The sequence below is a fragment of the Stutzerimonas sp. 21-1 genome (assembly GCF_056336065.1).
Genome location: NZ_CM150500.1, coordinates 3680872 through 3703989, shown reverse-complemented (window position 1 = coordinate 3703989; position 23118 = coordinate 3680872). Strand labels below are relative to the sequence as shown.

Annotated in this window: 24 protein-coding genes; 14 read left to right on the top strand and 10 right to left on the bottom strand. The window is 66.7% G+C overall.

The genetic code is table 11. The features are described 5' to 3' along the window. The first annotated feature begins 9 nt into the window (after positions 1-9). The gene (locus AC0ZJQ_RS17760) at positions 10-1119 is read left to right on the top strand and encodes an FUSC family protein (RefSeq protein WP_476477027.1); all 1110 of its coding nucleotides are present in this window, start codon (positions 10-12) and stop codon (positions 1117-1119) included. 254 nt (positions 1120-1373) lie between these two features. On the opposite strand, the gene AC0ZJQ_RS17755 is transcribed toward AC0ZJQ_RS17760, so the two are convergent. After that, on the bottom strand, positions 1374-2273 hold the full coding sequence (locus AC0ZJQ_RS17755; RefSeq protein ID WP_167134231.1) for a LysR family transcriptional regulator: 900 nt from the start codon (positions 2271-2273) through the stop codon (positions 1374-1376). Between the two features lie 102 nt (positions 2274-2375). Between AC0ZJQ_RS17755 and AC0ZJQ_RS17750 the strand changes: the two genes are divergently transcribed. From AC0ZJQ_RS17750 to AC0ZJQ_RS17735, 4 genes are read left to right on the top strand one after another with little or no spacing between them, the layout of a single operon-like run. Continuing rightward, positions 2376-3614: a 3-hydroxyacyl-CoA dehydrogenase gene (locus AC0ZJQ_RS17750; RefSeq protein WP_167134233.1), complete on the top strand. Its 1239-nt coding sequence runs from the start codon at positions 2376-2378 to the stop codon at positions 3612-3614. Positions 3615-3616: 2 nt separating this feature from the next. Then, positions 3617-5407, top strand: coding sequence for an acyl-CoA dehydrogenase C-terminal domain-containing protein (locus AC0ZJQ_RS17745; RefSeq protein WP_008569445.1), 1791 nt, complete (start codon positions 3617-3619; stop codon positions 5405-5407). 21 nt (positions 5408-5428) lie between these two features. Continuing rightward, a complete protein-coding gene (locus AC0ZJQ_RS17740) occupies positions 5429-6586 on the top strand; it encodes an iron-containing alcohol dehydrogenase (protein ID WP_167134235.1) in 1158 nt (385 codons plus the stop codon). Between the two features lie 12 nt (positions 6587-6598). Further along, positions 6599-7030, top strand: coding sequence for an acyl-CoA thioesterase (locus AC0ZJQ_RS17735; protein ID WP_008569447.1), 432 nt, complete (start codon positions 6599-6601; stop codon positions 7028-7030). 75 nt (positions 7031-7105) lie between these two features. On the opposite strand, the gene AC0ZJQ_RS17730 is transcribed toward AC0ZJQ_RS17735, so the two are convergent. From AC0ZJQ_RS17730 to yrfG, 3 genes are all read right to left on the bottom strand, one after another. Next, the gene (locus tag AC0ZJQ_RS17730) at positions 7106-7564 is read right to left on the bottom strand and encodes a glycine zipper domain-containing protein (RefSeq protein WP_155550851.1); all 459 of its coding nucleotides are present in this window, start codon (positions 7562-7564) and stop codon (positions 7106-7108) included. 143 nt (positions 7565-7707) lie between these two features. Then, positions 7708-10302 carry a PAS domain-containing hybrid sensor histidine kinase/response regulator gene (locus AC0ZJQ_RS17725; RefSeq protein WP_167134237.1) on the bottom strand — a complete coding sequence of 865 codons (2595 nt, stop codon included), beginning with the start codon at positions 10300-10302 and terminating at the stop codon, positions 7708-7710. 165 nt (positions 10303-10467) lie between these two features. Further along, positions 10468-11148, bottom strand: a complete 681-nt coding sequence (gene yrfG / locus AC0ZJQ_RS17720) for a GMP/IMP nucleotidase (RefSeq protein ID WP_008569454.1) — start codon at positions 11146-11148, stop codon at positions 10468-10470. Between the two features lie 111 nt (positions 11149-11259). On the opposite strand from yrfG, the gene nudE reads away from it, so the two are divergent. Then, positions 11260-11826 carry an ADP compounds hydrolase NudE gene (gene nudE, locus AC0ZJQ_RS17715; RefSeq protein ID WP_008569455.1) on the top strand — a complete coding sequence of 189 codons (567 nt, stop codon included), beginning with the start codon at positions 11260-11262 and terminating at the stop codon, positions 11824-11826. Next, a complete protein-coding gene (gene cysQ, locus AC0ZJQ_RS17710; protein ID WP_476477026.1) occupies positions 11823-12641 on the top strand; it encodes a 3'(2'),5'-bisphosphate nucleotidase CysQ in 819 nt (272 codons plus the stop codon). The genes nudE and cysQ overlap by 4 nt, the downstream gene beginning before the upstream one ends. 48 nt (positions 12642-12689) lie before the next feature. Here the strand turns inward: cysQ and AC0ZJQ_RS17705 are convergent, their stop codons facing one another. Together AC0ZJQ_RS17705 and AC0ZJQ_RS17700 are read right to left on the bottom strand one after the other, a co-directional pair. Then, the gene (locus AC0ZJQ_RS17705; protein WP_008569457.1) at positions 12690-13142 is read right to left on the bottom strand and encodes a thioesterase domain-containing protein; all 453 of its coding nucleotides are present in this window, start codon (positions 13140-13142) and stop codon (positions 12690-12692) included. A 154-nt stretch (positions 13143-13296) separates the two neighbouring features. Next, entirely contained in the window at positions 13297-13710 is a 414-nt protein-coding gene (locus AC0ZJQ_RS17700) for a YkgJ family cysteine cluster protein (RefSeq protein ID WP_008569458.1), read from the bottom strand. A gap of 189 nt (positions 13711-13899) precedes the next feature. Here AC0ZJQ_RS17700 and AC0ZJQ_RS17695 point away from each other — a divergent pair, with 189 nt between their 5' ends. From AC0ZJQ_RS17695 to dtd, 7 genes are all read left to right on the top strand, one after another. Further along, on the top strand, positions 13900-16353 hold the full coding sequence (locus AC0ZJQ_RS17695; protein WP_476477025.1) for a glycogen/starch/alpha-glucan phosphorylase: 2454 nt from the start codon (positions 13900-13902) through the stop codon (positions 16351-16353). Between the two features lie 137 nt (positions 16354-16490). Further along, positions 16491-17501, top strand: coding sequence for a class 1 fructose-bisphosphatase (locus AC0ZJQ_RS17690; RefSeq protein ID WP_155550847.1), 1011 nt, complete (start codon positions 16491-16493; stop codon positions 17499-17501). A gap of 4 nt (positions 17502-17505) precedes the next feature. Next, the gene (locus AC0ZJQ_RS17685; protein WP_037020461.1) at positions 17506-18111 is read left to right on the top strand and encodes a DUF924 family protein; all 606 of its coding nucleotides are present in this window, start codon (positions 17506-17508) and stop codon (positions 18109-18111) included. 80 nt (positions 18112-18191) lie between these two features. Further along, positions 18192-18446 (top strand): hypothetical protein, encoded by a 255-nt coding sequence (locus tag AC0ZJQ_RS17680; RefSeq protein ID WP_008569462.1) that lies wholly within the window; start codon positions 18192-18194, stop codon positions 18444-18446. Between the two features lie 17 nt (positions 18447-18463). Continuing rightward, positions 18464-19006 (top strand): lipocalin family protein, encoded by a 543-nt coding sequence (locus AC0ZJQ_RS17675; RefSeq protein WP_037020463.1) that lies wholly within the window; start codon positions 18464-18466, stop codon positions 19004-19006. A 139-nt stretch (positions 19007-19145) separates the two neighbouring features. Beyond that, positions 19146-20120: a prolyl aminopeptidase gene (gene pip, locus AC0ZJQ_RS17670; RefSeq protein WP_008569464.1), complete on the top strand. Its 975-nt coding sequence runs from the start codon at positions 19146-19148 to the stop codon at positions 20118-20120. Next, on the top strand, positions 20120-20557 hold the full coding sequence (gene dtd / locus AC0ZJQ_RS17665; protein ID WP_054093990.1) for a D-aminoacyl-tRNA deacylase: 438 nt from the start codon (positions 20120-20122) through the stop codon (positions 20555-20557). Before pip ends, dtd begins: the two co-directional genes overlap by 1 nt. A gap of 3 nt (positions 20558-20560) precedes the next feature. Here dtd and AC0ZJQ_RS17660 read toward each other — a convergent pair whose 3' ends face one another. The 4 genes from AC0ZJQ_RS17660 to tatB all read right to left on the bottom strand — a co-directional run bounded on the left by AC0ZJQ_RS17660 (position 20561) and on the right by tatB (position 23099). Next, positions 20561-20980 carry a UPF0158 family protein gene (locus AC0ZJQ_RS17660; protein ID WP_008569466.1) on the bottom strand — a complete coding sequence of 140 codons (420 nt, stop codon included), beginning with the start codon at positions 20978-20980 and terminating at the stop codon, positions 20561-20563. A 213-nt stretch (positions 20981-21193) separates the two neighbouring features. Next, positions 21194-21901, bottom strand: coding sequence for a 16S rRNA (uracil(1498)-N(3))-methyltransferase (locus AC0ZJQ_RS17655; protein WP_165593811.1), 708 nt, complete (start codon positions 21899-21901; stop codon positions 21194-21196). Then, entirely contained in the window at positions 21898-22701 is an 804-nt protein-coding gene (gene tatC, locus AC0ZJQ_RS17650; RefSeq protein WP_476477024.1) for a twin-arginine translocase subunit TatC, read from the bottom strand. The genes AC0ZJQ_RS17655 and tatC overlap by 4 nt, the downstream gene beginning before the upstream one ends. Then, positions 22698-23099: a Sec-independent protein translocase protein TatB gene (gene tatB, locus AC0ZJQ_RS17645; RefSeq protein ID WP_008569469.1), complete on the bottom strand. Its 402-nt coding sequence runs from the start codon at positions 23097-23099 to the stop codon at positions 22698-22700. Before tatB ends, tatC begins: the two co-directional genes overlap by 4 nt. Between the last annotated feature and the right edge of the window lie 19 nt (positions 23100-23118).

The window sequence follows — 23118 nt, the reverse complement described above, 5'->3', positions numbered from 1 at the left end:
GAGCCCGCGATGCGAAACCGATGGCAGCGAATGCTCGAGCTGCTGGGCGAGCAGTTGCGCCTGCTGACCACCATTCATCCCAGCGACCGGCGCTGGCAGATGCCTTTCGCCGCGGCGCTGGCCACCGGCTTGCCGCTGTGCGTCGGCGCCTGGTTCGATCGCCTCGATTACGGTCTGGTGTCGTCCCTCGGCGGGTTGGTGTTCCTCTATCTGCCGGCGACGCCGCTGTCGCACCGCATGGTCACACTGATGGCCTGCGCCTTCGGCATGCTCGCCTGCTACACGCTGGGGCTGATGAGCCATTTCTGGCCGTGGACGATGGTGCCTGTGCTGATATTCATCACCATGCTGGTGACGATGGTCTGCCGTTTCTACCGCACCGGTATGCCGAGCAGCCTGTTCATCATCATGGCTGCCGCCATCGGCATGTACACGCCGCTGGACGTGCTGCAGGTGCCGCTGATGGTCGGCCTGCTGGGCATGGGCACGCTGCTGGCGGCGCTGATCGCCTTCTTCTACAGCCTGTACGTGCTGCGGCTGCAGGCGCCGCAACCGGTGGAGCCGCTGCCGCCGGCGAGCTTCGACTATGTGGTGTTCGATTCGCTGCTGATCGGCGTGTTCGTCGGTCTCTCGCTGGCGCTCGCCCAGTTGCTGCAGCTGGAGAAGGCCTACTGGGTTCCGGTCAGCTGCCTGGCGGTGATCCAGGGCGCCACGCTGCGTGCGGTGTGGAACAAGCAGCTGCAGCGCATCCTCGGCACCGGCATCGGCCTGCTGGTGGCCTGGGGCATGCTGCTGATGCCGCTGGACAAGTGGACCATTCCGTTGCTGATGATGGTGCTGTGCTTCGTCGTGGAGACCGCCGTGGTGCGGCATTACGCCTTTGCCGCGATCTTCATCACGCCGCTGACCATCCTGCTGGCCGAGGCTGCCACCCTGGGCCATGGTTCGGCGTCGGCGCTGATCGAGGCGCGCTTCTACGACACGGTGCTGGGGTGTCTGGTCGGGCTGGCGGGCGCGGTGTGCCTGCACAGCCCGGCTTTGCGCCGGGTGATCGGCAAGCCGCTGCGGCGGCTGATTCCGGCGCGCCTGGCCGGCCAGCCGGAAGATCGCCCGGCATGATTCACCCGCGATTCCGAAGGCGGGAAGCGCGTTTGGCGTCGCTATGGCAAAAGGCTTACACGCCGTCGCGCCGATGGCTGCTTTGTCCGCCCCGGTCGGCGGCTTAATCTATGCCCGTCTCCGCAGCGCAGGACGCGCTCGGGATCATGGAAGATCGGCCACGCCAGGACGGCAGCTCAAGGAATGAAATGGTCAGAGAAAGCCCGCTTCGGCGGGCTTTCTGCTGTCTGCAGCACAGGAAACCGTCGCGGTGGTCAGTGTTGCGCGACCGCCACCATCTGTTCGATCAGCCACTGCAGGGCCGCATCCTTCTCGCGCTGGGCGACGCTGACGATATCCAGCTGGAAGGGGCCGAGATCGAACGGCAGGTCGAACAGCTGCAGCGGCAGCAGCCTGGCGAAATGCCGCGCGAGCTGGGTTGGCAGCACGGCCGCGAGGTCGCTGCTAGCGACGATATGCGCGGCCTGCAGGTAGTTCGGCGTGGTGTAGACCACCTCGCGCTGCAGGCCCTGTTCTTCCAGCCACTGATCGACCATGCCGCGGGTCTGCCCGCCATGGACCCAGAGGTGGCGCAGGCGCAGGAACCCGTCCAGATCCAGCCCCCCATCCACCAGCGGATGATCGCGGCGCAGCGCGACCTGCAACGTCTCGCTGGTCCAGCGCCGGCGCTGAAAACGCGTCGGCACCTCGAGAAAGCGGCCCAGCGCCAGATCCAGTTCGCCGTGGTCCAGCGCTTCGGCCGGCAGGGTCGGCGTCAGATGCTCAATCGCCAGCTGAATCCCCGGCGCCACCTTGGCCAGATGTGCCATCAGCGCTGGCATGCAGATCAGCTCGACATAGTCGGTGACGGCGATGGCGAAGCGCTGGCGGCTGGTCGCCGGGTCGAAGAAATCGCCGGCGTTGAGGGTGTGCTCGATCTGCTGCAACGCCTCACGGATCGGCGCCTCCAGGTTCAGGGCGCGCGGTGTCGGCTGCATGGTGCGGGCGACGCGTACCAGCAGCGGGTCGTCGAGCACTTCACGCAGGCGATTGAGCGCATTGCTGACCGCCGGCTGGCTGAGCGATAGCCGTTGTGCAGCACGGGAAACGCTGCGTTCGCGCAGCAGGGCGTCGAGCACGCGCAGCAGGTTGAGATCGAAGCTGTTGATATTCATTCGGCGAATCCGAAACATCACAAGACTAAATTTCAAAAATAGTAGCGTCTTCGTCTATGGTTGGTCTCCAGTTTTTCCAGCCGTGCAACGAGGACAGCTGCAATGAGCCAAACCCGCTTCGATATCCAGACCGCCGCCGTCATCGGCGCCGGCACCATGGGCCGCGGCATCGTCATGAGCCTGGCCAACGCCGGCGTGCGGGTGCTGTGGCTGGACAACAACCCGGAAATGCTCGAACAGGCGCTGGGCGTGGTGGCCGACACCTACGCGCACAACGTCCGTCAGGGCCGTATCGACGAGGCGCAGGCCCAGGCGCGGCGCGCCTGCATTGGCAAGGCGGCCGATTACCAGGCGCTGAAGGACGCCGATCTGGTGATCGAAGCCGTCTACGAAAACCTCGAACTCAAGCAGAAGATCTTCCGCGAGCTGGACGGCGTCGTGAAGCCGAGCGGCATCCTCGCCAGCAATACCTCGGCGCTGGATATCGACGCCATCGCCGCGGTCACCAAGCGGCCGGAGCAGGTCGTCGGTCTGCACTTCTTCAGCCCGGCGCACATCATGAAACTGCTGGAGATCGTCCGCGGCGCGAAGACCTCCAAAGCCGTGCTCGAGGCGTCCACCTCGCTCGGCAAGCGCATGGGCAAGGTCGGCGTGGTCGCCGGCAACTGTCAGGGCTTCATCGGCAATCGCATGCTCGCCACCTACGTGCGCGAGGCGCGGATGATGCTGCTCGAAGGCGCTTACCCACACCAGGTGGACGGCGCGCTGCAGGGCTTCGGCTTCGCCATGGGGCCGTTCCGCATGTACGACGTGGTCGGTATCGATCTGGAATGGCGCGCCCGCGAGCTATCCGGCAAGGGCCAGGAAGAGCCCGAGGTGCAGGTCGACAACCGCCTCTGCGAACTGGGGCGCTTCGGCCAGAAGTCGCGCATGGGCTACTACCGTTACGCCGAGGGCAGCCGCCAGGCCGAACACGACCCCGAAGTGGATGCGCTGGTGCAGCGCGAGTCCGAGCGCCTCGGCTTTCAGCGTCGCGAGATCGGCAGCGAGGAAATCCTCGAGCGCTGCCTGCTGGCACTGGTCAACGAGGGCGCGAAGATTCTCGAGGAAGGCATGGCCGAGTCCAGCGCCGACATCGACACCGTTTACCTCTACGGCTATGGCTTCCCGGCGGAAGTCGGCGGGCCGATGACCTGGGCTGATCGCCAAGGATTGCCCGCCATTCGCAACCGCCTGAACGCACTGGCCGAGCGCCACGGCGCGCACTGGCAGCCGGCCGCGCTGATTGACAACCTGGCCACTCTTGGCGGCCGCTTCGCCGACTACCGGAAGGAGGCTTGAGCATGGACTACAAGGCACCGCTGCGTGACATGCGTTTCGTGCTGCACGAGTTGTTCGACGCCACCAGTCATTGCGAATTGCTCGGCAACGGCCTGGACCGCGAGCTGATCGACGGCGTTTTGGAAGAGGCGGCGCGCTACACCGGCGGCGAGATCGCCCCGCTCAATCGCAACAGCGACGAGGAGGGCGTGACCCTGCAAAACGGCGAGGTAAAGACGCCGCAGGGCTTCGTCGAGGCCTACCAGCAGTACGTCGACAACGGCTGGGCGAGCATGACCGGGCCGAGCGAATACGGCGGCCAGGGCTTCCCGCAGCTGGTGGCGTGCAACTTCCAAGAGATGCTGATGGCGGCGTCGCTGTCGTTCCGCATCTATTCGGGGCTGACCGAGGGCGCGGTGCTGGCGCTGTACAAGCACGGCAGCGACGCGTTGAAGAATGCCTATCTGGAGAAGCTGGTCAGCGGCCGCTGGAGCGGCACCATGTGCCTGACCGAACCGCAGGCCGGCACCGATCTCGCGCTGCTGCGCACCCGCGCCGAGCCGCAGGCGGACGGTAGCTACAAGGTCAGCGGCAGCAAGATATTCATCTCCGGCGGCGAGCACGACATGAGCGAGAACATCGTGCATCTGGTGCTGGCACGGCTGCCGGATGCGCCGGCCGGGGTGAAGGGCATCAGCCTGCTGCTGGTGCCCAAGTTCATCGCCAACGCCGACGGCACGCCCGGCGCGCGCAACGCGCTGAGCTGCGGTGCTATCGAACACAAGATGGGCATCAAGGGCGCGGCGACCTGCGTGATGAACTTCGACGGCGCCACCGGCTGGATCGTCGGCGAGCCGAACCAGGGCCTCGCCTGCATGTTCACCATGATGAACGACGCGCGTTTCCAGGTCGGTCTGCAGGGCCTGGGCATTGCCGAGCAGGCATTCCAGGGCTCGCTCGCCTACGCCCGTGAACGCCTGCAGTCGCGCGGGCTGACGGGGGCGCAGCATCCGGACAAACCGGCCGACCCGATCGTCGTCCACCCGGACGTGCGGCGCATGCTGCTGACGCAAAAGACGCTGGTCGAGGGTAGCCGCATGCTGGCGGCCTATACCGCGCGCCAGCTGGATCTCGAACACGGCCATCCCGAGCCGAGCTATCGCAAGGCGGCGAGCAAGCGCGCGGCCTTGCTGATCCCTATCGTCAAGGCGTTCTTCACCGACATGGGCCAGGAAGTCGCCAGTCTCGGCGTGCAGATCTACGGCGGCCACGGCTACATCCGCGAATGGGGCATGGAGCAGCTGATGCGCGACAGCCGCATCACCCAGCTCTACGAGGGCACCAACGGCATCCAGGCGCTGGATTACATTCGGCGCAAGCTGCTCGGTGATGGCGGCGCGGAGCTGTCGGCGCTACAGGCAGAATTCAGCGAAGTCTGCGACCAGCAGATCGACCGACCGGCGCTGCACGAGCTGGCCAGCCGGGTGCAGACGCGACTTGGCGAGTGGCGCGAGCTGAGCGCCGAGGTAATCGCCGCAACCCAGCGCGACCCCCAGGAGATCGGCGCGGTGTCGGTAGATTTCCTGCAGTACTCGGCCTACGTGCTGCTGGCCGGCTTCTGGCTGCAGGCCGCGGCGCGGGCTCAGGATGCACTGGAGCAGGGCAGCGGCGAGGAAGACTTCTATCAGGCCAAGCTGGCCAGTGCGGAGTTCTACCTGCGCCGTGTCCTGCCGCGTGCCAGCGCGCACCGCGAAGCGATCCAGGGCGGCGCGGCGTGCCTGATGGCATTGCCGGAAAGCGCGTTCGCGTTCTGACACTCGACTACAGGAGGCACCATGCATCCGTTCAGCTTTGCCACTACCGCCCAGTTGATCTGCGAACCCGGTTCGTCACGCCGTCTGGCCAGCCTGTGCCGGGAGCGCGGCGCGCGTTCGGTGCTGCTGGTGACCGATCCGGGCATCACCCGCTTCGGCCTGCTCGATGAGGTGTTGCCGGGCTTCGCCGGCGAAGGTTTGCCGGTCGCCGTCTACGACCAGGTGCTGGCCGACCCGCCGGAGAGCGTCGTGCTGGCGGCGGTGGAGCACGCGCAGTCCGCGCAGGCCGATCTGATCATCGGCTTCGGCGGCGGCAGCTCGATGGACGTCGCCAAGCTGGTGGCGCTGCTGGCGCATCCGCAGAACAAGCAGACGCTGCCAGACATCTACGGCGTCGGCAACGCCAAGGGCCAGCGGCTGCCGCTGATCCAGGTGCCGACCACCGCCGGCACCGGCTCGGAGGTGACGCCCATCGCCATCGTCACCACCGGCGCGACCACCAAGATGGGTGTGGTCTCGCCGCTGCTGCTACCGGATCTGGCGCTGCTCGATGCCGACCTCACGCTCGGCCTGCCGCCCGCGGTGACTGCGGCGACCGGCATCGATGCGATGGTGCATGCCATCGAGGCGTACACCAGCGCGCTGAAGAAGAACCCGCTGTCCGACCTGCTGGCGCGCGAGGCGCTGCGTCTGCTGGCAGCGAATCTGGACGAGGCGGTGCACAACGGCAGCAACCGCGAGGCGCGCCAGGCCATGCTGCTCGGCGCCTGCCTCGCCGGCCAGGCCTTCGCCAACGCACCGGTGGCGGCGGTGCACGCGCTGGCCTATCCGCTGGGCGGCAACTTCCATATTCCGCACGGGCTGTCCAACGCGCTGGTGCTGCCGCACGTGCTGCGCTTCAACCTCGTCGCGGCGCGCCCGCACTATCGCGAGCTGGCGCCGCTGGTGCTGGGCGATGCGCTGGATGCCGGCCGCTGCGCCGCCGAGCAGTTGATCGAGGCGTTCGAGCAGCTGGGCGCACGGATGGGGCTGCCGACCCGTCTGCGTGATGCCGGTGTGGCGCAGGGCCAGCTGGCGCAGCTGGCGAGGGAGGCGATGCTGCAGCAGCGCCTGCTGGTGAACAACCCGCGCGAAGTCACCGAGGCCGATGCCCTGGCCATCTACCGTGCCGCCTACTGAAGGATCCACTGTATGTCCGAGCAAGCCCGGCATCTGCGCGACGACTACCGGCATTTCCATGCCATCAGCACGCGCTGGCACGACAACGACCTCTACGGCCACGTCAACAACGTGACCTACTACAGCTTTTTCGATACGGCAGTGAATGCCTACCTGATCCAGCACGGCGGGCTGGATATCCACGACGGCGAGGTGGTCGGCTTCGTGGTCAGCTCCTCGTGCGACTACTTCGCGTCCATCGCCTTCCCGGATGCCATCGAGGTCGGCCTGCGCGTTGCCCGCCTGGGCAGTTCATCGGTGCAGTACGAACTGGCGGTGTTTCGCCGTGGCGAAGACGAGGCCAGCGCTGCCGGGCGTTTCGTCCACGTCTTCGTGCGTCGCGCCGACAACCGTCCGACGCCGATCCCGGACAGTCTGCGCCGCGCGCTCGAAGCGCTGGCCTGAACGGCGAAGAGGCCGGGGGATCGATGATCCGCCCGGCCTCTTCGTCATGCCTGCGTGGCTGCCCGCTGGCAGTGCTCAGCGATGGTGCTTGTGCCACTTGTTCTTGTAGTGGCCCTTGCCGGGGTGGCGATGCCCGTCGCGGTAATAGCGCCGGTCACGATCGCGGTAGTCGCGGTCGTCATCGCCGTAGGCATTGCCTAGCGCGCCGCCGGCGCCGCCACCGACCGCCGCACCGATCAGGCCGCCGGTGCTGCCGCCGACCCGCTGACCGATGACGTTGCCGCCGGCCGCGCCCAGACCGCCGCCGATGGCCGCTTCGGTACGGTTGCGCCGGTCCGCGCCGACGGCACCGCCGGCCGCGCCGCCGACACCGGCACCGATGGCGGCGCCAGTGGAGCCGCCCAGGTGTTCACCGACCACCGAGCCCAGCGCGCCGCCCAGCGCGCCGCCAACGGCCGCTTCGGTATTGCTTCCGGCAAATGCGGCGCTGCTGAGCAGGCTCGCGGACAACAGCAGAATCGAGGAATACTTCATTGACGCAACCTCAGAGTGGATGGCGCCGCGATCCTTACCCGCCATGCCGCTACGCTGCAAGCGCCCGCCGATGAAAGGTGTGATCTTGCGCAAACTCCGCAAGTATTTGTTTTGAAAAAGGAACTTCAAACAAGCGAAGCGGTCTAGGACTGGTTCTGGAGGGGTTGCGCGCGGTCCGACTGACCATCGTTCTCGGCCAGGCTGGCGCTGATCTGCTGCGCCAGCTGGTCGATGGTGAAGGGCTTGCTGATCATGTCCATGCCGCTGTCGAGGAACCCGCTGCTGGCAGCGCGCTCGGCATAGCCGGTCATGAACAGCACCGGCAGCTGCGGACGGCGCTGGCGAGCGATATCGGCCAACTGCCTGCCGTTCATGCCCGGCAGGCCGACGTCGGTGACCAGCAGATCGATGCGCTGCTCCGATTCCAGAATTGCCACCGCCGCAGTGCCTTCGGCCGCTTCCAGAGCCTGATAACCGAGCATTTCCAGCACATCGAGCACCAGCAGGCGCACCGCCGGGTCGTCCTCGACCACCAGCACGCATTCGCCCTGCTGGGCGCGCAGCACCGCGGCAGCGGCACTGGGCGCCGGGGCGCAGGGTACCGCTTCGGCGTGGGTCGGCAGGTACAGGCAGACTTCGGTGCCGGCGTCCGGCTCGCTGGTGATCTGCAGGTGCCCGCCCGCTTGCCGGGCGAAGCCGTAGATCATCGACAGTCCGAGGCCGGTGCCCTGACCGATGGGCTTGGTGGTGAAGAACGGCTCGAAGGCGCTGGCCAGCACCTTGGGCGTCATGCCGCAGCCGCTGTCGGCGACCGTCAGGGTGACGTAGGCGCCGGGCGCCAGGTCGCCGACCTGACGAGCACGCTCGAGCACCACGTTGGCGGTGCCAATGCGTAGCGTGCCGCCATCGGGCATGGCGTCGCGGGCGTTGATCACCAGGTTGAGCAGCGCGCTTTCCAGCTGGTTGTCGTCGCTGTAGGCCGGCCACAGATCGGCCTGCAGCTGCGTTTCGATCTGGATATGGCTGCCGAGCGTGCGGATCAGCAGGTCGTGCATCGAGTCGATCAGCGCGTTGAGTTCGACCCGCTTGAGGTTCAGCGGCTGACGGCGGGCGAAGGCCAGCAGGCGATGGGTGAGTGCGGCGGCGCGATTGGCGGAGGTGACCGCGGCGTCGATGAAACGCTGGGTTTCGCCGTGGCGGCCGGACTGGATGTAGCGCTGGATCAGGTCCAGCCCGCCGATGATGCCGGTGAGCATGTTGTTGAAGTCGTGCGCGATGCCGCCGGTGAGCTGGCCGACGGCCTCCATCTTCTGCGCCTGACGCAGGGCGTCCTGGGCCTGTTCGCGGCTGGCCATTTCCTTGAGCAGGCGTTCGTAGACCTCGGCCAGCGCCTGGGTGCGTTCCTGGATACGGCTTTCCAGCGTCTCGTTGAGTTCGCGCAGGGCCTGTTCGGCACGCCAGCGCTCGGTGACGTCCAGCGCCATGACGAAGAAGCCGATCACCTTGCCGTTGACGTCGACGCGCGGCAGGTAGTGCACCAGCGAGCGCCGCTGCCCGCCGTCGCGGTGCGGGCTGTGGGCCTCGAAGGTCACCGTTTCGCCGTTCAGCGCGGCGCGGATGTTGGCGCATCGCAGCTGGTAACCGGCCTCGCCGAGGATCTCGCGCACGGTCTTGCCGCGCAGCCATTCCGGCGGATAGCCGAACCAGTCCTCGTAGTAGCGGTTGTTGAAGCGGAAGCGTTCCTGGTCGTCGATGTAGCCGATCAGCAGCGGCAGCGCGTCGGTGATCATCTTGATCTCCGCCTCGCTCTTGCGCAGGGCCAGTTCGCTGGCGTGCTGACGGCTGATGTCCATCACCGCGCCGGGAAAGCGCAGCACGCGACCGTCTTCGCCGTAGTGGCAGCGCCCGCGCGCGTAGGCCCAGCGCGGCTGTTCGTCGTCAGCGTGCAGCCGGTAACGCTCGGCGAAGGTGCCGTTGCCGGCGACGCATTGCTGCATCGCCGCGAGCACGCGGGCGCGGTCGTCGGGGTGGATGTGCTCGACGAACGGCTGGACCGAGAGGCTCTGCTGGGGGCTCGTATAGTCCTGCTCCGACACATGGCAGAGCAGCTCGACCTGCTCGCAGGTCGCTCCGCCCTGCACGTCCCAGTCCCAGATGCCGATCAGGTCGCTGGCTTCCAGCGCCAGCTGCAGGCGCTGTTCGCTGAGGCGATAGGCCTCGGCACTGAGCTTGTAGCGCAGCGCGGTCTGCGACAGGCGGGCCTCGCTGCGCATGCGCTCGCTGGTTTCGTTGAGGCACAGCAGCAGGCCGGCGATCTTGCCGCGGCTGTCGCGGATCGGGCTCAGCGCCATGTCGAACCAGGCATCTTCCGCGTCGTCGTGGCGCTCGATCAGCATGTGGCGGTTGTGCAGCAGGCGCGCCTCGCCGCGGCGCGCGCCGTCGCAGGCGGGTTCGAGCAATTCCCAGGTGGCGCCCCAGGTGCCGCAGGCCGGGGTGCCGAGCTCGGCCGGATGGCGCCGGCCGATCAGCCGCGCGTGGGCGTCGTTGTACAGCTGGATGTTGTCCTCGCCCCAGAGGATGCACATGGGCCCGGGGGCATCGAGGATCGTATCGACCAGCAGGCGCAGGGCCGCCGGCCAGTTCGCGGGCGGACCCAGCGGGGTGACCTGCCAGTCGTGTTGGCGAATCCGTTCGCCCATTTCGCTGCTGCTGTGCGGCCAGCGCTCAGCTGTAGGCATAACCTGTTCCATTCCTTGCACCGTGGTCGGTTGTCTGGTCGGCCAGAAGATGAACCTGTGCGCGGGCCAGCCAACGCGCAGAGGGCGCTGCGAGGCGCGTCATGGTCGTGGCGCTCGCGGCGCGACGATTCTACGGGGTTACTCGAGGTAGAAAAGCGCGCTTTGTCAGGCTGCGCGCTCTTGCAGACTGCGGACCAGCTCCAGATAGCTTTCGACTGCGGCGAATTCTTCGGTGTCCTTGTGCCCGCGCCGGCTGTCCGGTTCGCGCACTGCCAGCAGATGGGCGATGCCGAACGCGCGGGCGCTGCGCAGGATCGGCAGGCTGTCGTCGATGAACAGCGCGCGCTCCGGTGCCAGCTCCAGATCCTGGCGCAGGGCGTGCCAGAACTGCGCATCTTCCTTGGGGAAGCCATAATCATGCGAACTGATCAGACGGTCGAACCAGGGCGCCAGTTCGACGCGCTCGAGCTTCAGCGACAGCGAATCGCGATGGGCATTGGTGATCAGCACCACGCGTTTACCGGCATCGCGCAGTGCTGCGAGAAACTGGTCGGCGGCTGGACGCAGGGCAATCAGGTGGGCGATCTCGCGCTTCATCTCGCGGATCGGCAGGCCGAGCTCACGGGTCCAGAAGTCCAGGCAGTACCAAGTCAGCTTGCCCTGGTGCTCGTTGAACAGCGGCGTCAGCTCCATTTCGGCCATCGTGCGGCTGATGCCGTGGCGTTCGGCGTAGCGTTGCGGCAGGAATTCGAGCCAGAAGTGATTATCGAAATGCAGGTCCAGCAGCGTGCCGTCCATGTCGAGCAGGACGGTATCGATGGTGGACCAGGGCGGGGCGGCGATCATGGCAGGCTCTTGATGGTCGGATAGGGTTGAGACGGTGGCGTGCAGCAAAGCGTTCACGGCTGCCGTCAGAAGCCGGGTTATGATAGCTGCTCGCGTTTGCAGGAGTGTCCCATGCGCCAGAAACCCACCGTGCTTGCCCGTGAGATCGTTGCGAGCAGCCGCCTGTTCCGCGTCGAGGAGCTGCAGCTGCGCTTCTCCAATGGTGTCGAGCGCACCTACGAGCGCCTGGTCGGCAAGGGAACCGGCTACGGCGCGGTGATGATCGTGGCGCTGGCCGATGCGCACAACGTGCTGCTGATCGAGGAATACTGCGGCGGTACCGACAGCTACGAGCTTTCGCTGCCCAAGGGCCTGATCGAGCCGGGCGAGGACGTACTCGAGGCGGCCAATCGCGAGCTCAAGGAAGAAGCCGGTTTCGGCGCGCGTCGCCTGGAACTGCTGACCGAGCTGTCGCTGTCGCCGGGCTACATGAGCCAGAAAATCCAGGTGGTGCTGGCGCGCGACCTCTATCCCGAGCGCCTGCCGGGCGACGAGCCGGAGCCGATGCGCGTCGAGCAGTATCCGCTGAGCGAACTGTCGAGCCTGATCCAGCATCCGCAGTTCAGCGAGGGCCGTGCGCTGGCCGCGCTGTACCTGGCGCGCGATCTGCTGACCCAGCGTGGGGAGTTCGGCCAATGAGTCATCCCTACCTGCTGGCGGTGATCGAGCTGGTGCGCGCGGCCGGTGCGGCGATCCTGCCGTACTGGCGCCGCGAGCTGGCGGTGCAGACCAAGGCCGACGAGTCGCCGGTGACGGCGGCGGACATGGCTGCGCATCGGCTGCTGTTCGACGGTCTGACGGCGCTGGATCCCGGCATTCCGGTACTGTCCGAAGAGGACTGCGCGCTGCCGCTGGCCGAGCGCGCCGGCTGGACGCGCTGGTGGCTGGTCGATCCGCTGGACGGCACCAAGGAATTCATCGCCGGCAGCGAGGAGTTCACCGTCAACGTGGCGCTGATCGAGCGCGGCCGAGTGTGCTTCGGTGTGGTGGGAATCCCCGCCAATGGTCGCTGCTATTACGGTGGCGCCGCGCTGGGCGCCTGGTGTGGCGAGGTGGACGGCACGCTCCGCCCGCTGCGCACACGTCGGCAGCCGGTCGGCGCTTTCACCGTGGTGGCCAGCCGGCGGCACAGCAGTCCGGCCCAGGAACAGCTGCTCGAACGCCTGCGCCAGCGCTTCGGCGAACTCGAGCTGGCGAACGTCGGCAGCTCGCTGAAGTTCTGCCTGCTCGCCGAGGGCTCCGCCGACTGCTATCCGCGCCTGGCGCCGACCTCGCAGTGGGATACCGCGGCCGCGCAAGGCGTGCTCGAAGGGGCGGGCGGCGAAGTGCTGGATGTCGCCGGCGCGCCGCTGACCTACGAAGCGCGCGAGGGCTATCTGAATCCGTCGTTCCTGGCGCTGCCGGCCGGCGCCGACTGGCGTGGCGAACTGCTGGATATCGCGCAGCAACCGTGAGGCCGGCGCTGCGCTAAAGGCGGGATGATCGCGAGGCCGCGGGCGGGGCTATTTGTGCAGCACGAACTGCCCGGTGAAACGCACCGCGTCGCGGCCGTCGGCGGCGAGGATGCGGCTGTGCAGTTCCAGGCGCGAGCGGCCGCGGCGGCGGTAGATCGCTTCGAAGCGCTCCCAGGCTTCCGGCGTCGGCGCGGAGCAGATGGCGATTGCATCGTCGACCACTGGCAGCGGGTATTCGATCTGGCCTTCGTGGATGACGATGTGGCCATCCTCGATGCCGGCTTCGCGCAGACGCAGATGCAGCCAGCCCCAGCCAGCCAACACCGCGGCGCAGTACAGACTGCCGCCGAACATGCTGCTCTTGTGGTTGATGTTCGGCTGCAACGGCACGTTCAGGCGCAGTTCGTGATTTTCCCACTGCGCGACGCGCAGGCCCAGCGAGCGCGTCAGCGGAATGTCGTGATGGAGGATGGCTTCCAGGTAACGGCTATCGCGGCTCATGCCGGGGAGATTCCTAAAACGTGGCGGAGACAGGAAAGACGCCAAGCATGACTGTTGAGTCACGATTTTGCCAGCCTAGTCATGCATCACCTCGGTCGGTAGTGCGCCGTCCGGCTGCCTGCGCCGGCGGCGAACCGGCGCTGCGGCGCAGGTTTCAGCGGCTGGTGCGGCGCTCGCTCTTGCGCTGGTAGGCGCAGTAGCCCGGACGCGGGCCGACGTGCGGGTGGTTGCGGCAGGTGTCAGGGCGCTTGGCGTAGACCGTGCACAGGCGCGTCTGGCGGTCGAGATAGAGGCAGTCGCCGTTGGCCAGACGGGTCAGGGTGAAAATCTCGCGCTTGTGGTTGAAGTGCTCGACCACCCCTTCGCGACTCAGACGCCGGGCGACCTGCTTGGCCGGTTCGTCGCGCTCGAACTCGTCGACCAGCCCCAGGCGGATCAGATCGTCGATGCGCACCTCCACCGGCAGGGTGCAGCAGGTCGCGTGGCAGTCGCGGCACAGGCCGTTGCTGTAGCGGGCCCAGGTTTCCAGGCGTTCCGGGTCGGATGAGGCGATCAGCGAGTGTTTCACGGCGCGCGTTTCGATAAAAAAGGTGCGCGATCATAACGGGCTGCGCGGCAATTGCCAGCGGCGTACGCCGGACGGGCGGTCGCGCAGATGTAAAGGAAACCTGCAAACCTGTCTGGACTGCCCGATGAGGTGAACCGGCCGTACCGCCACGAGTCCCTCTTGTATGTTTTCCAGCCGCGAGGACCATCCATGACGCAGGAATCCGGCGTTTCCCCCTCCGACGAAGTCAGCGCGTTCCGCGAGAAGGTCTTGCGCAAGCTGACCTATTCGGTCGGCAAGGACTCCGAAAGCGCTTCCGACTACGACTGGTTCGAGGCGGTGGCGCTTGCCGCACGCGACCACATCATCGACCACTGGATGGAATGCACCCGGCAGACCTACGAGGGCGGTTGCAAGCGGGTGTACTACCTCTCGCTGGAATTTCTCATCGGCCGTCTGCTGGTCGACAGCTTGAGCAACCTCGGTCTGTTCGAGGTGGCGCGCGAGGCGCTGGCCGAGCTGGACGTCGACATCGAGCGCATCCGCCTGCTCGAACCCGATGCGGCGCTGGGCAACGGCGGCCTCGGCCGGCTGGCGGCGTGCTTCATGGAAAGCATGGCGACGCTGCAGGTGGCGGCGCATGGCTACGGCATCCGTTACGACCACGGGCTGTTCCGCCAGGCCATCGTCGACGGCTGGCAGCACGAGCAGACCGAGACCTGGCTCGACTTCGGCAATCCCTGGGAGTTCGAGCGGCCGGAAGTCAGCTACCTGATCGGCTTCGGCGGCCATGTCACGGCGATCCCCGGCGAGAGCGGCGGCGAAGCCCGGCACTTCTGGCACTGGGCCGAGGGCGTGCGGGCGATCGCCTACGACACGCCGATCGTCGGCTGGCGCGGCGCCAGCGTGAACACCCTGCGCCTGTGGCGCGCGCGGGCCGAGGCGGATTTCCATCTGGAGCGCTTCAACGCCGGCGACCACATCGGCGCGGTGGCCGAGGAGGCCAAGGCGCAAAGCATCTCGCGGGTGCTCTATCCGGCCGACAGCACCGAGGCCGGCCAGGAGCTGCGTCTGCGCCAGGAGTATTTCTTTGTCGCTGCCTCGCTGCAGGACCTGCTGCGCCGTCACCTCGACCAGCGCGGCACGCTGGACAACCTGCCGGACTATGCGGCGATCCAGCTCAACGACACCCATCCGGCGATCGCCGTGGCCGAGCTGATGCGCCTCTTGGTCGACGTGCACGGCCTGCAATGGCAACACGCCTGGCAGCTGACCACCGCGACGCTGAACTACACCAACCACACGCTGCTGCCCGAGGCGCTGGAAACCTGGCCGGTGGGGCTGATGGAGCGTCTGCTGCCGCGGCACATGCAGATCATCTACCTGATCAACGCCCATCACCTAGACAGCCTGCGCCAGCGCGGCGTGCAGGATGCCGAGCTGCTGCGCTCGGTGTCGCTGATCGAGGAGGATCACGGGCGCCGCGTGCGCATGGGCAATCTGGCGTTCCTCGGCTCCTCCAGCGTCAACGGCGTGTCGGCGCTGCACACCGGGCTGATGCGCAAGACGGTGTTCACCGACCTGCACGCGCTCTATCCCGAGCGGATCAACAATAAAACCAACGGCATCACCTTCCGCCGCTGGCTCTACCAGGCCAACCCACACCTCACCGGGCTGCTGGTGAGCAGCCTTGGCGAAGCGCTGCTGGACGATCCGCAGCATCGCCTGCGCGATCTGGAACCGTTCGCCGAACAGGCCGCCTTCCGCCAGCAGTTCGCCGAGCAGCGCATGGCCAACAAGCGTCACCTGGCGGCGCTGATCCAGGAGCGGCTGGGCGTGAGCGTCGATCCGACCGCGCTGTTCGATGTGCACGTCAAGCGCATCCACGAGTACAAGCGCCAGTTGCTCAACCTGCTGCACACCGTGGCGCTGTACCACGCGATCAGCGCCGACCCGGGCGGCGACTGGGTGCCACGGGTGAAGATCTTCGCCGGCAAGGCGGCCGCCAGCTATCACCAGGCCAAGCTGATCATCAAGCTGGCCAACGACATCGCCCGCACGATCAACGACGACCCTACCGTGCGCGGCCTGCTCAAGGTGGTGTTCCTGCCCAACTACAACGTCAGCCTGGCCGAGGACATCATCCCGGCGGCCGACCTCTCCGAGCAGATTTCCACCGCCGGGCTGGAAGCGTCGGGCACCAGCAACATGAAGTTCGCCCTCAACGGCGCGCTGACCATCGGCACGCTGGACGGCGCCAACGTCGAGATGAGCGAGCAGATCGGCCGCGAGCACATGTTCATCTTCGGCCTCACGGCGCAGCAGATCGAAGCGCGCAAGCGTGCCGGCGAGTTCAACGCCGAAGCCACCGTCATCGGCTCACGGCGCCTCAGCGAAGTGCTTTCGGCAATTCGCGGCGGCGCCTTCTCGGCCGACGATCCGGGGCGCTACGCGGCGCTGATCGACGGGCTCTCCTGGCACGATACCTACCACGTCTGCGCCGACTTCGATGCCTACTGGCAGGCGCAGCTGGAGGTCGAGGCGCGCTGGCGCGATCCAGAGCAGTGGTGGCGTTCGGCGGTGCTCAACACCGCACGCACCGGCTGGTTCTCTTCGGACCGCACCATTCGCGAATACGCCAGCGAGATCTGGAAGGTGATGTAGCGCGGCGCCGGAGTGCGGCGCAGGCGGCCGTCGCCGCTGCGCTGAACTCCGCTGCGGCGGCGTCGGTCTGAGGGGAGTTAGTTTTTTGCCGGCCTGCTAAACTGCGCGGGTTTTCTCCCCTCTCTGGAGCCTTTTCCATGTCACGCGTAACCCTGAGTCGCTACCTGATCGAGCAGACCCGCAGCAACAACACTCCCGCGGATCTGCGCTTCCTTGTCGAGGTGGTGGCGCGTGCGTGCAAGGCCATCAGCCATCAGGTGTCCAAGGGCGCGCTGGGCGGCGTGCTCGGCAGCATGGATACCGAAAACGTGCAGGGCGAGGTGCAGAAGAAGCTCGACGTGCTGTCCAACGAGATCCTGCTGGAAGCCAACGAGTGGGGCGGCACCCTGGCCGGCATGGCGTCCGAGGAAATGGACAAGCCGTACCAGATTCCCGGTCGCTACCCCAAGGGCGCCTACCTGCTGCTGTTCGATCCGCTGGACGGCTCCAGCAACATCGACGTCAACGTCTCGGTCGGCACCATCTTCTCCGTGCTGCGCTGCCCGGGTGACTGCTTCAGCCAGAACGACTCGCTCGGCGAGGAAGCCTTCCTCCAGCCGGGCACCCGCCAGGTGGCCGCCGGCTACGCGATCTACGGTCCGCAGACCATGCTGGTGCTGACCCTCGGGCACGGCGTCATGGGCTTCACCCTCGACCGCGAGCTGGGCAGCTTCGTGCTGACCCACGAACACCTCCGCGTGCCGCAGAGCACTGCGGAATTCGCTATCAATATGTCCAACCAGCGCCACTGGCAGGCGCCGGTCAAGCGCTACGTCGAAGAATTGCTGGCCGGTCAGGAAGGGCCGCTGGGCAAGAACTACAACATGCGCTGGATCGCCTCGATGGTGGCCGACGTGCACCGCATCCTCACTCGCGGCGGTCTGTTCATGTACCCGTGGGATGCCCGCGAGCCGGAGAAACCCGGCAAGCTGCGGCTGATGTACGAAGCCAACCCGATGTCGTTCATCATCGAGCAGGCCGGTGGCGCCGCCACCGATGGCAAGCAACGCATCCTCGACATCGAGCCCACCTCGCTGCACCAACGCGTGCCGGTGTTCCTCGGCTCGAAGGAAGAGGTCGAGCGCGTCACCGGCTATCACCAGGCCTGATGTGATGCCCATGCCCTGGCAGCAACTGCTGGACTGGTGGTTCGGCCAGGGCACCACGGCGCGCGAGATCTCGACCGAAAAGCATGCGCTTTGGTTTGGCTACCGGAACGCGCAGGACGCCCAGGCGCGCGAACGCTTCGGCGCGCTGTGCGAACAGGCACTGCGTGGCGAACTCGATGATGCCTGGACGGCCAGCCCCGAGGGCTGGCTGGCGCTGATCCTGCTGCTCGACCAGCTGCCGCGGATGATTCACCGCGGTACGCCGCAGGCCTTCGCTGGCGATGCGCGGGCGCAGCAACTGGTACGTCAGGGGCTGGCGCACGGTGGCGATGTGCTGCTGGCGCCGATCCAGCGTGTGTTCGTCTACCTGGTGCTGGAGCACGCCGAGGACCTGGCGCAGCAGGAGCTGGCCGTCGCGCACTTCGAGCAGCTGCGCGAGATTGCCGCGGCGGATGAACAGCCGCTGTTCGACGACTTTCTCGATTACGCCCGGCGCCACCGCGCCGTGATTGCCCGCTTCGGCCGCTTCCCGCATCGCAATGCGACGCTCGGGCGCGAGTCGAGCGAAGCCGAGCGCGCGTTCCTCACCGAACCGGGATCGCGTTTCTAGGTGATTGCGCCGTTCGGCCCATGGCCGGCACGGCTGCCGGCCAGGCGCTAGTCTTTCCGTACCTGACAAGGAGTTTTCTCATGCTGCTGCGCTTTTCCGCCCTGATCGCTATCGCCTTGCTGCTGGGTGCCTGCAGCAAGATCACCCAGGACAATTTCGCCCAGCTCAAGCCTGGCATGCCGCGCGTCGAGGTCGAACAGCTGCTCGGCAAGCCGGAGGAATGCGCGGGCGCGCTGGGTATGTCCAGCTGCACCTGGGGCGACAAGAATCGCTTCATCAGCATCCAGTTCGCCGGCGACAAGGTAATGATGTTTTCCGGCAAGGGGCTCAAATGATGCTCATGCTCATGCTCATGCGCATGCTGGCGGCACTGTCGTGCGTACTGTTGCTGGGCTGTGCCGGCGCGACGAGCAGCGAGGCACCTCCGACCACTGCCGGCCAGGTCGATCTCAAACGCTACCAGGGCACCTGGTACGAGCTGGCGCGACTGCCGATGTTCTTTCAGCGCAACTGCGTGGAGTCCGAGGCGAATTACCGTCTGCAGGACGACGCCAGCGTCGCGGTAATCAACCGTTGCCGCACTGCCGGCGGTGACTGGCAGCAGGCTGTCGGCCAGGCGGTGGTGCAGGAGCCGGGGCGCACCGATCGTCTGTGGGTGCGCTTCGATAACTGGTTCAGCCGCCTGTTTCCGCAGCTGACGCGCGGCCACTACTGGATCCTGTTCCTCGACGACGACTACCAGAGCGTGCTGGTGGGCAGCCCTGATCGCGAATACCTCTGGCTGATGGCGCGCACGCCGCAGGTTTCCGCGCCGGTTCGCGACCGCCTGCTGAAGGAGGCGCAGGCCCGCGGTTACCGCACCGAATCGCTGGTCTGGCGCGGCGAACAGCAGTAGCGCGCGCGCGCCCCACCGCCGGGCGTCTTGAGGCGAGGCGGATCAATTTACGCAGCGGCATGCCCGTGCGGGTGATCCTCGCTATGATGCCGGACATATCCAGGGGCCGACCGCCGGCCATGCAGATCGGGAGTGTGCCATGCAGAGCTTGTATCCGGAGATCAAACCCTATGCGCGACACGAGCTGGCGGTGGAGGAACCGCACGTGCTCTACGTCGACGAGAGCGGTACTCCGGATGGCCTGCCGGTGCTGTTCGTGCATGGCGGCCCCGGCGGCGGCTGCGATGCGCTGAGCCGGCGCTTCTTCGACCCCACGGTCTATCGCATCATCACCTTCGATCAGCGCGGCTGCGGGCGCTCCACACCGCACGCCAGCCTGGAGAACAACACCACCGCTCACCTGATCGCCGACATGCAGCGCATTCGCGAATTTCTCGGCATCGACAAGTGGGTGCTGTTCGGCGGCTCGTGGGGCTCGACGCTGTCGCTGGCCTACGCCCAGGCGCACCCCGCGCATGTGCATGCGCTGATTCTGCGCGGCATCTTCCTCTGCCGGCCGCAAGACCTGGCCTGGTTCTACCAGGAAGGTGCGAGCCGGCTGTTCCCCGATTACTGGGACGATTTCGTCGCGCCGATCCCACCGGAGGAGCGCGGCGATCTGATGCAGGCGTTCTACCGGCGCCTGACCGGCGCCGACCAGATCGCGCAGATGCACGCGGCCAAGGCCTGGTCGTGCTGGGAGGGTCGCACCGCCACGCTGCGGCCCAATCCGCAGGTGGTGGAGCGTTTCGGTGATCCCCATCGCGCGCTGTCGATGGCGCGCATCGAATGCCACTACTTCGTCAATCAGGCCTTTCTCGAACCGGATCAGCTGCTGCGCGACATGCCGCGGATCGCCCATCTGCCCGGCATCATCGTGCATGGCCGCTACGATGCCATCTGCCCGCTGGACAACGCCTGGGCACTGCATCAGGCGTGGCCGGAGAGCGAGCTGCAGATCATCCGCGACGCCGGTCATTCGGCGGCGGAAAGCGGCATCACCGATGCGCTGGTGCGCGCCGCCGCCGACATCGCGCAACGCCTGACCAACGTACCGCCAGCGGATGACGCCTGATGAAGGCGCTGCTGCAACGTGTGCGGCACGCACGGGTCGAGGTGGCGGGTGAGGTGGTCGGCGCGATCGATCAGGGGCTGCTGGTGCTGATCGGTGTGGAGCGCGAGGACGACCAGGCGCGCGCCGACAAGCTCCTGCACAAACTGCTCAACTACCGCGTCTTCGCCGATGCCGAAGGGCGCATGAACCGCTCGCTCAAGGACGTCGGTGGCGGTCTGCTGCTGGTGTCGCAGTTTACGCTCGCCGCCGATACCCGCAGTGGTCTGCGCCCCAGCTTCTCCAGCGCGGCGCCGCCGTCACAGGGCGAGGCGCTCTACGACTACTTGCTGGCGCAGGCCCGTCGACAGCACCCACAGGTCGCCTGCGGGCGCTTCGGTGCCGAGATGCAGGTGCATCTGCAGAACGACGGACCGGTGACCTTCCTGCTGGAGAGCTGAGTTTCAGGAGCGCGCCGGTTCCAGGTCGTTGTCGCGCAGCCAGCTGACCGCATATTCGCGCAACTGGACCGTCTGATAGCGCAACCAGGCCTCACGCACCGTGGGAAAGTCCTCCAGCTTGAAGTCGAAGGTGCGCAGCGGCTTGCGCCCCTTCAGCGCATTGCTCAACACGGCATGCGCGATAGGGTCGTGCTGAGTGAACAGGAAGGCCTCGCGCATGGCGGTGGCCTGCGCCAGCTCCAGCGGCGCGATGTGCAGATAGCGATCCTGCTGGATGTCGTATTTGTCCATGACGCCGGGGGCCGGATCGCCAGGGAATATCGCGCGAATCTCGCCACTCTCCAGGTCGAGGTAGTACTCGGCGGTGTCGCGCCCATCCAGCGCGAATTCCAGGCGGTGCATATCGATGGTCAGTGGTCGCATGAAAGGCCGCTCTCGTGCAGTGATCGTGGGACGCGCCGGCGCAACGGCTGGCGCAGCTGAAATGCGATCGAGCCCTGGCGGGCCGGGGAAAACCAACCGCATGGAGTGGGTCGTTATAAACGGCCTGTAGCGTCTGACCGCCCGGCACCGGGTGGGTGCGTCACGCTCATCGGAGAATGCGCGCCACGCGCTGGCGGCGTCTCCGGGGTGGGCTCAGAACAGGCGGGCCAGCAGTGCGCTGACCGCGGTCTCCACCCGCAGGATGCGCTCGCCCAACTGCACCGGCTGCAGGCCGGCTTCGGCGAGTTTGTCCACTTCGTAGGGGATCCAGCCACCCTCCGGACCGATGGCGAGCGTCACCGGCCCCTCGACGGCGCGCGGGCAGGCCGGATAGTCGCCGGGATGCCCGACCAGCCCAAGGGTGCCGGCAGCCAGTTGCGGCAGGCGATCTTCGACGAAAGGTTTGAAGCGTTTCTCGATGATGACGTCCGGCAGTACGGTGTCGCGGGCCTGTTCCAGGCCAAGAATCAGCTGCTCGCGGATCGCCGCCGGTTCGAGAAAGGGGGTCTGCCAGAAGCTCTTCTCCACCCGGTAGCTATTGAGCAGCACCAGCCGCGGCACGCCCATGCTGGCCACGGTCTGCAGCACACGCTTGAGCATCTTCGGCCGGGGCAGTGCGAGCAGCAGGGTGAGAGGCAGCTTTGCGGGCGGCGGTTGATCGAACTCGACCTCGAGTTCGGCCTCGGCGGTCGTCAGGCGCAGCAGCCGGCCTTGTCCCATCGCACCGCCCAGCAGGCCGACCCGCAGCGTCGCGCCGGGCTCGGCGCGGTGCACGTCTTGCAGGTGGGTCAGCCGCCGGTCGCGCAGCAATACGTGGCGCTCGGCGACGAAGTCAGCCGGCTCGAGCAGCAGCAGGTTCACGGGCGCGGGGCGGGCGGCTGGCTGCCGGCGTCCGATTGTTGCTCGTCTGCCAGCTCGGCCTCTTCCTGCTCACGCTTCTTGACCATGCTGCCGCAGAGCACGCCGGCCTCGAACAGCAGCCACATCGGCACCGCCAGCAGGGTCTGGGAGAATACGTCCGGCGGGGTCAACACCATGCCGACGACGAAGCAACCGACGATTACGTAGGGGCGGCTCTTGCGCAGGGTCTCGACGTCGACGATGCCGACCCAGATCAGCAGGAAGGTCGCCACCGGAATCTCGAACGCCACGCCGAAGGCGAAGAACAGCGTGAGCACGAAGTCCAGGTACTGGCCGATGTCGGTCATCATCGCCACGCCTTCGGGCGTCACGCTGGCGAAGAAGCCGAACATGATCGGAAACACCACGAAGTAGGCGAAAGCCATGCCGGCGTAGAACAGCAGGATGCTGGAAATCAGCAGCGGTACGGCGATGCGCTTCTCGTGCTTGTACAGGCCGGGCGCGATGAAGCCCCAGATCTGGTGCAGGATGATCGGCATCGAGAGGAACAGCGCGACCATCAGTGTCAGCTTGAACGGCGTCAGGAACGGCGAGGCGACCCCGGTGGCGATCATCGTCGCGCCTTCGGGCAAGTAGGCGCGCAGCGGTGCGGCGACCAGCGAATAGATCTGCTGGGAGAAATAGAACAGGCCGCCGAACAGCACCAGGATCGCGATGACGCAGTGCAGCAGGCGCTTGCGCAGTTCGGTCAGGTGGGCGATCAGCGGCATTTCCTGATCGTCGAGGGAAGGCTTGCTCATGGCTCTGGCGATCTGTCAGGACGGGTAACGGGGGCCGACTCGGCGGGTTTGGCGGGCTCGGGCGTCGGTGCGGCAGCGGGGGTGCTGGCAGCTGCCTCGGCCACGGGGGCTGCGGCGGCTGTGGATGCCGCGGAGCTGCCGCTGGTCGAAGCCGGCGGCATGATGCTCTGCTTCATCTCGCGTTCGAGGTCGAGGATGCGTTCGTTATGCAGTTGGCGACGAATCTCGTCGGCGCCGATCTCGCGCTCGACCTCGGCCTTGATGTTGCTGAAGCTGCGTTTCAGGCGGCCGACCCACAGGCCGGTGGTGCGAACGGCTCCGGGCAGGCGTTCCGGCCCCAGCACCACCAGGGCCACCAGACCGACCAGAAGCAGTTCGGTAAAACCGATATCGAACATCAGGACGTGCTCATCATCA

Excerpts from the sequence above, each read along its gene's own strand:
- AC0ZJQ_RS17750 (WP_167134233.1), top strand. The coding sequence starts at position 2,376 with ATGAGCCAAACCCGCTTCGATATCCAGACCGCCGCCGTCATCGGCGCC.
- pip (WP_008569464.1), top strand. The coding sequence starts at position 19,146 with ATGCAGAGCTTGTATCCGGAGATCAAACCCTATGCGCGACACGAGCTG.
- yrfG (WP_008569454.1), bottom strand. The coding sequence starts at position 11,148 with ATGATCGCCGCCCCGCCCTGGTCCACCATCGATACCGTCCTGCTCGAC.
- AC0ZJQ_RS17745 (WP_008569445.1), top strand. The coding sequence starts at position 3,617 with ATGGACTACAAGGCACCGCTGCGTGACATGCGTTTCGTGCTGCACGAG.
- AC0ZJQ_RS17735 (WP_008569447.1), top strand. The coding sequence starts at position 6,599 with ATGTCCGAGCAAGCCCGGCATCTGCGCGACGACTACCGGCATTTCCAT.
- nudE (WP_008569455.1), top strand. The coding sequence starts at position 11,260 with ATGCGCCAGAAACCCACCGTGCTTGCCCGTGAGATCGTTGCGAGCAGC.
- tatC (WP_476477024.1), bottom strand. The coding sequence starts at position 22,701 with ATGAGCAAGCCTTCCCTCGACGATCAGGAAATGCCGCTGATCGCCCAC.
- AC0ZJQ_RS17680 (WP_008569462.1), top strand. The coding sequence starts at position 18,192 with ATGCTGCTGCGCTTTTCCGCCCTGATCGCTATCGCCTTGCTGCTGGGT.
- AC0ZJQ_RS17660 (WP_008569466.1), bottom strand. The coding sequence starts at position 20,980 with ATGCGACCACTGACCATCGATATGCACCGCCTGGAATTCGCGCTGGAT.
- AC0ZJQ_RS17685 (WP_037020461.1), top strand. The coding sequence starts at position 17,506 with ATGCCCATGCCCTGGCAGCAACTGCTGGACTGGTGGTTCGGCCAGGGC.
- AC0ZJQ_RS17725 (WP_167134237.1), bottom strand. The coding sequence starts at position 10,302 with ATGCCTACAGCTGAGCGCTGGCCGCACAGCAGCAGCGAAATGGGCGAA.
- AC0ZJQ_RS17695 (WP_476477025.1), top strand. The coding sequence starts at position 13,900 with ATGACGCAGGAATCCGGCGTTTCCCCCTCCGACGAAGTCAGCGCGTTC.
- cysQ (WP_476477026.1), top strand. The coding sequence starts at position 11,823 with ATGAGTCATCCCTACCTGCTGGCGGTGATCGAGCTGGTGCGCGCGGCC.
- dtd (WP_054093990.1), top strand. The coding sequence starts at position 20,120 with ATGAAGGCGCTGCTGCAACGTGTGCGGCACGCACGGGTCGAGGTGGCG.
- AC0ZJQ_RS17730 (WP_155550851.1), bottom strand. The coding sequence starts at position 7,564 with ATGAAGTATTCCTCGATTCTGCTGTTGTCCGCGAGCCTGCTCAGCAGC.
- AC0ZJQ_RS17690 (WP_155550847.1), top strand. The coding sequence starts at position 16,491 with ATGTCACGCGTAACCCTGAGTCGCTACCTGATCGAGCAGACCCGCAGC.
- AC0ZJQ_RS17740 (WP_167134235.1), top strand. The coding sequence starts at position 5,429 with ATGCATCCGTTCAGCTTTGCCACTACCGCCCAGTTGATCTGCGAACCC.
- AC0ZJQ_RS17760 (WP_476477027.1), top strand. The coding sequence starts at position 10 with ATGCGAAACCGATGGCAGCGAATGCTCGAGCTGCTGGGCGAGCAGTTG.
- AC0ZJQ_RS17755 (WP_167134231.1), bottom strand. The coding sequence starts at position 2,273 with ATGAATATCAACAGCTTCGATCTCAACCTGCTGCGCGTGCTCGACGCC.
- AC0ZJQ_RS17705 (WP_008569457.1), bottom strand. The coding sequence starts at position 13,142 with ATGAGCCGCGATAGCCGTTACCTGGAAGCCATCCTCCATCACGACATT.
- AC0ZJQ_RS17675 (WP_037020463.1), top strand. The coding sequence starts at position 18,464 with ATGCGCATGCTGGCGGCACTGTCGTGCGTACTGTTGCTGGGCTGTGCC.
- tatB (WP_008569469.1), bottom strand. The coding sequence starts at position 23,099 with ATGTTCGATATCGGTTTTACCGAACTGCTTCTGGTCGGTCTGGTGGCC.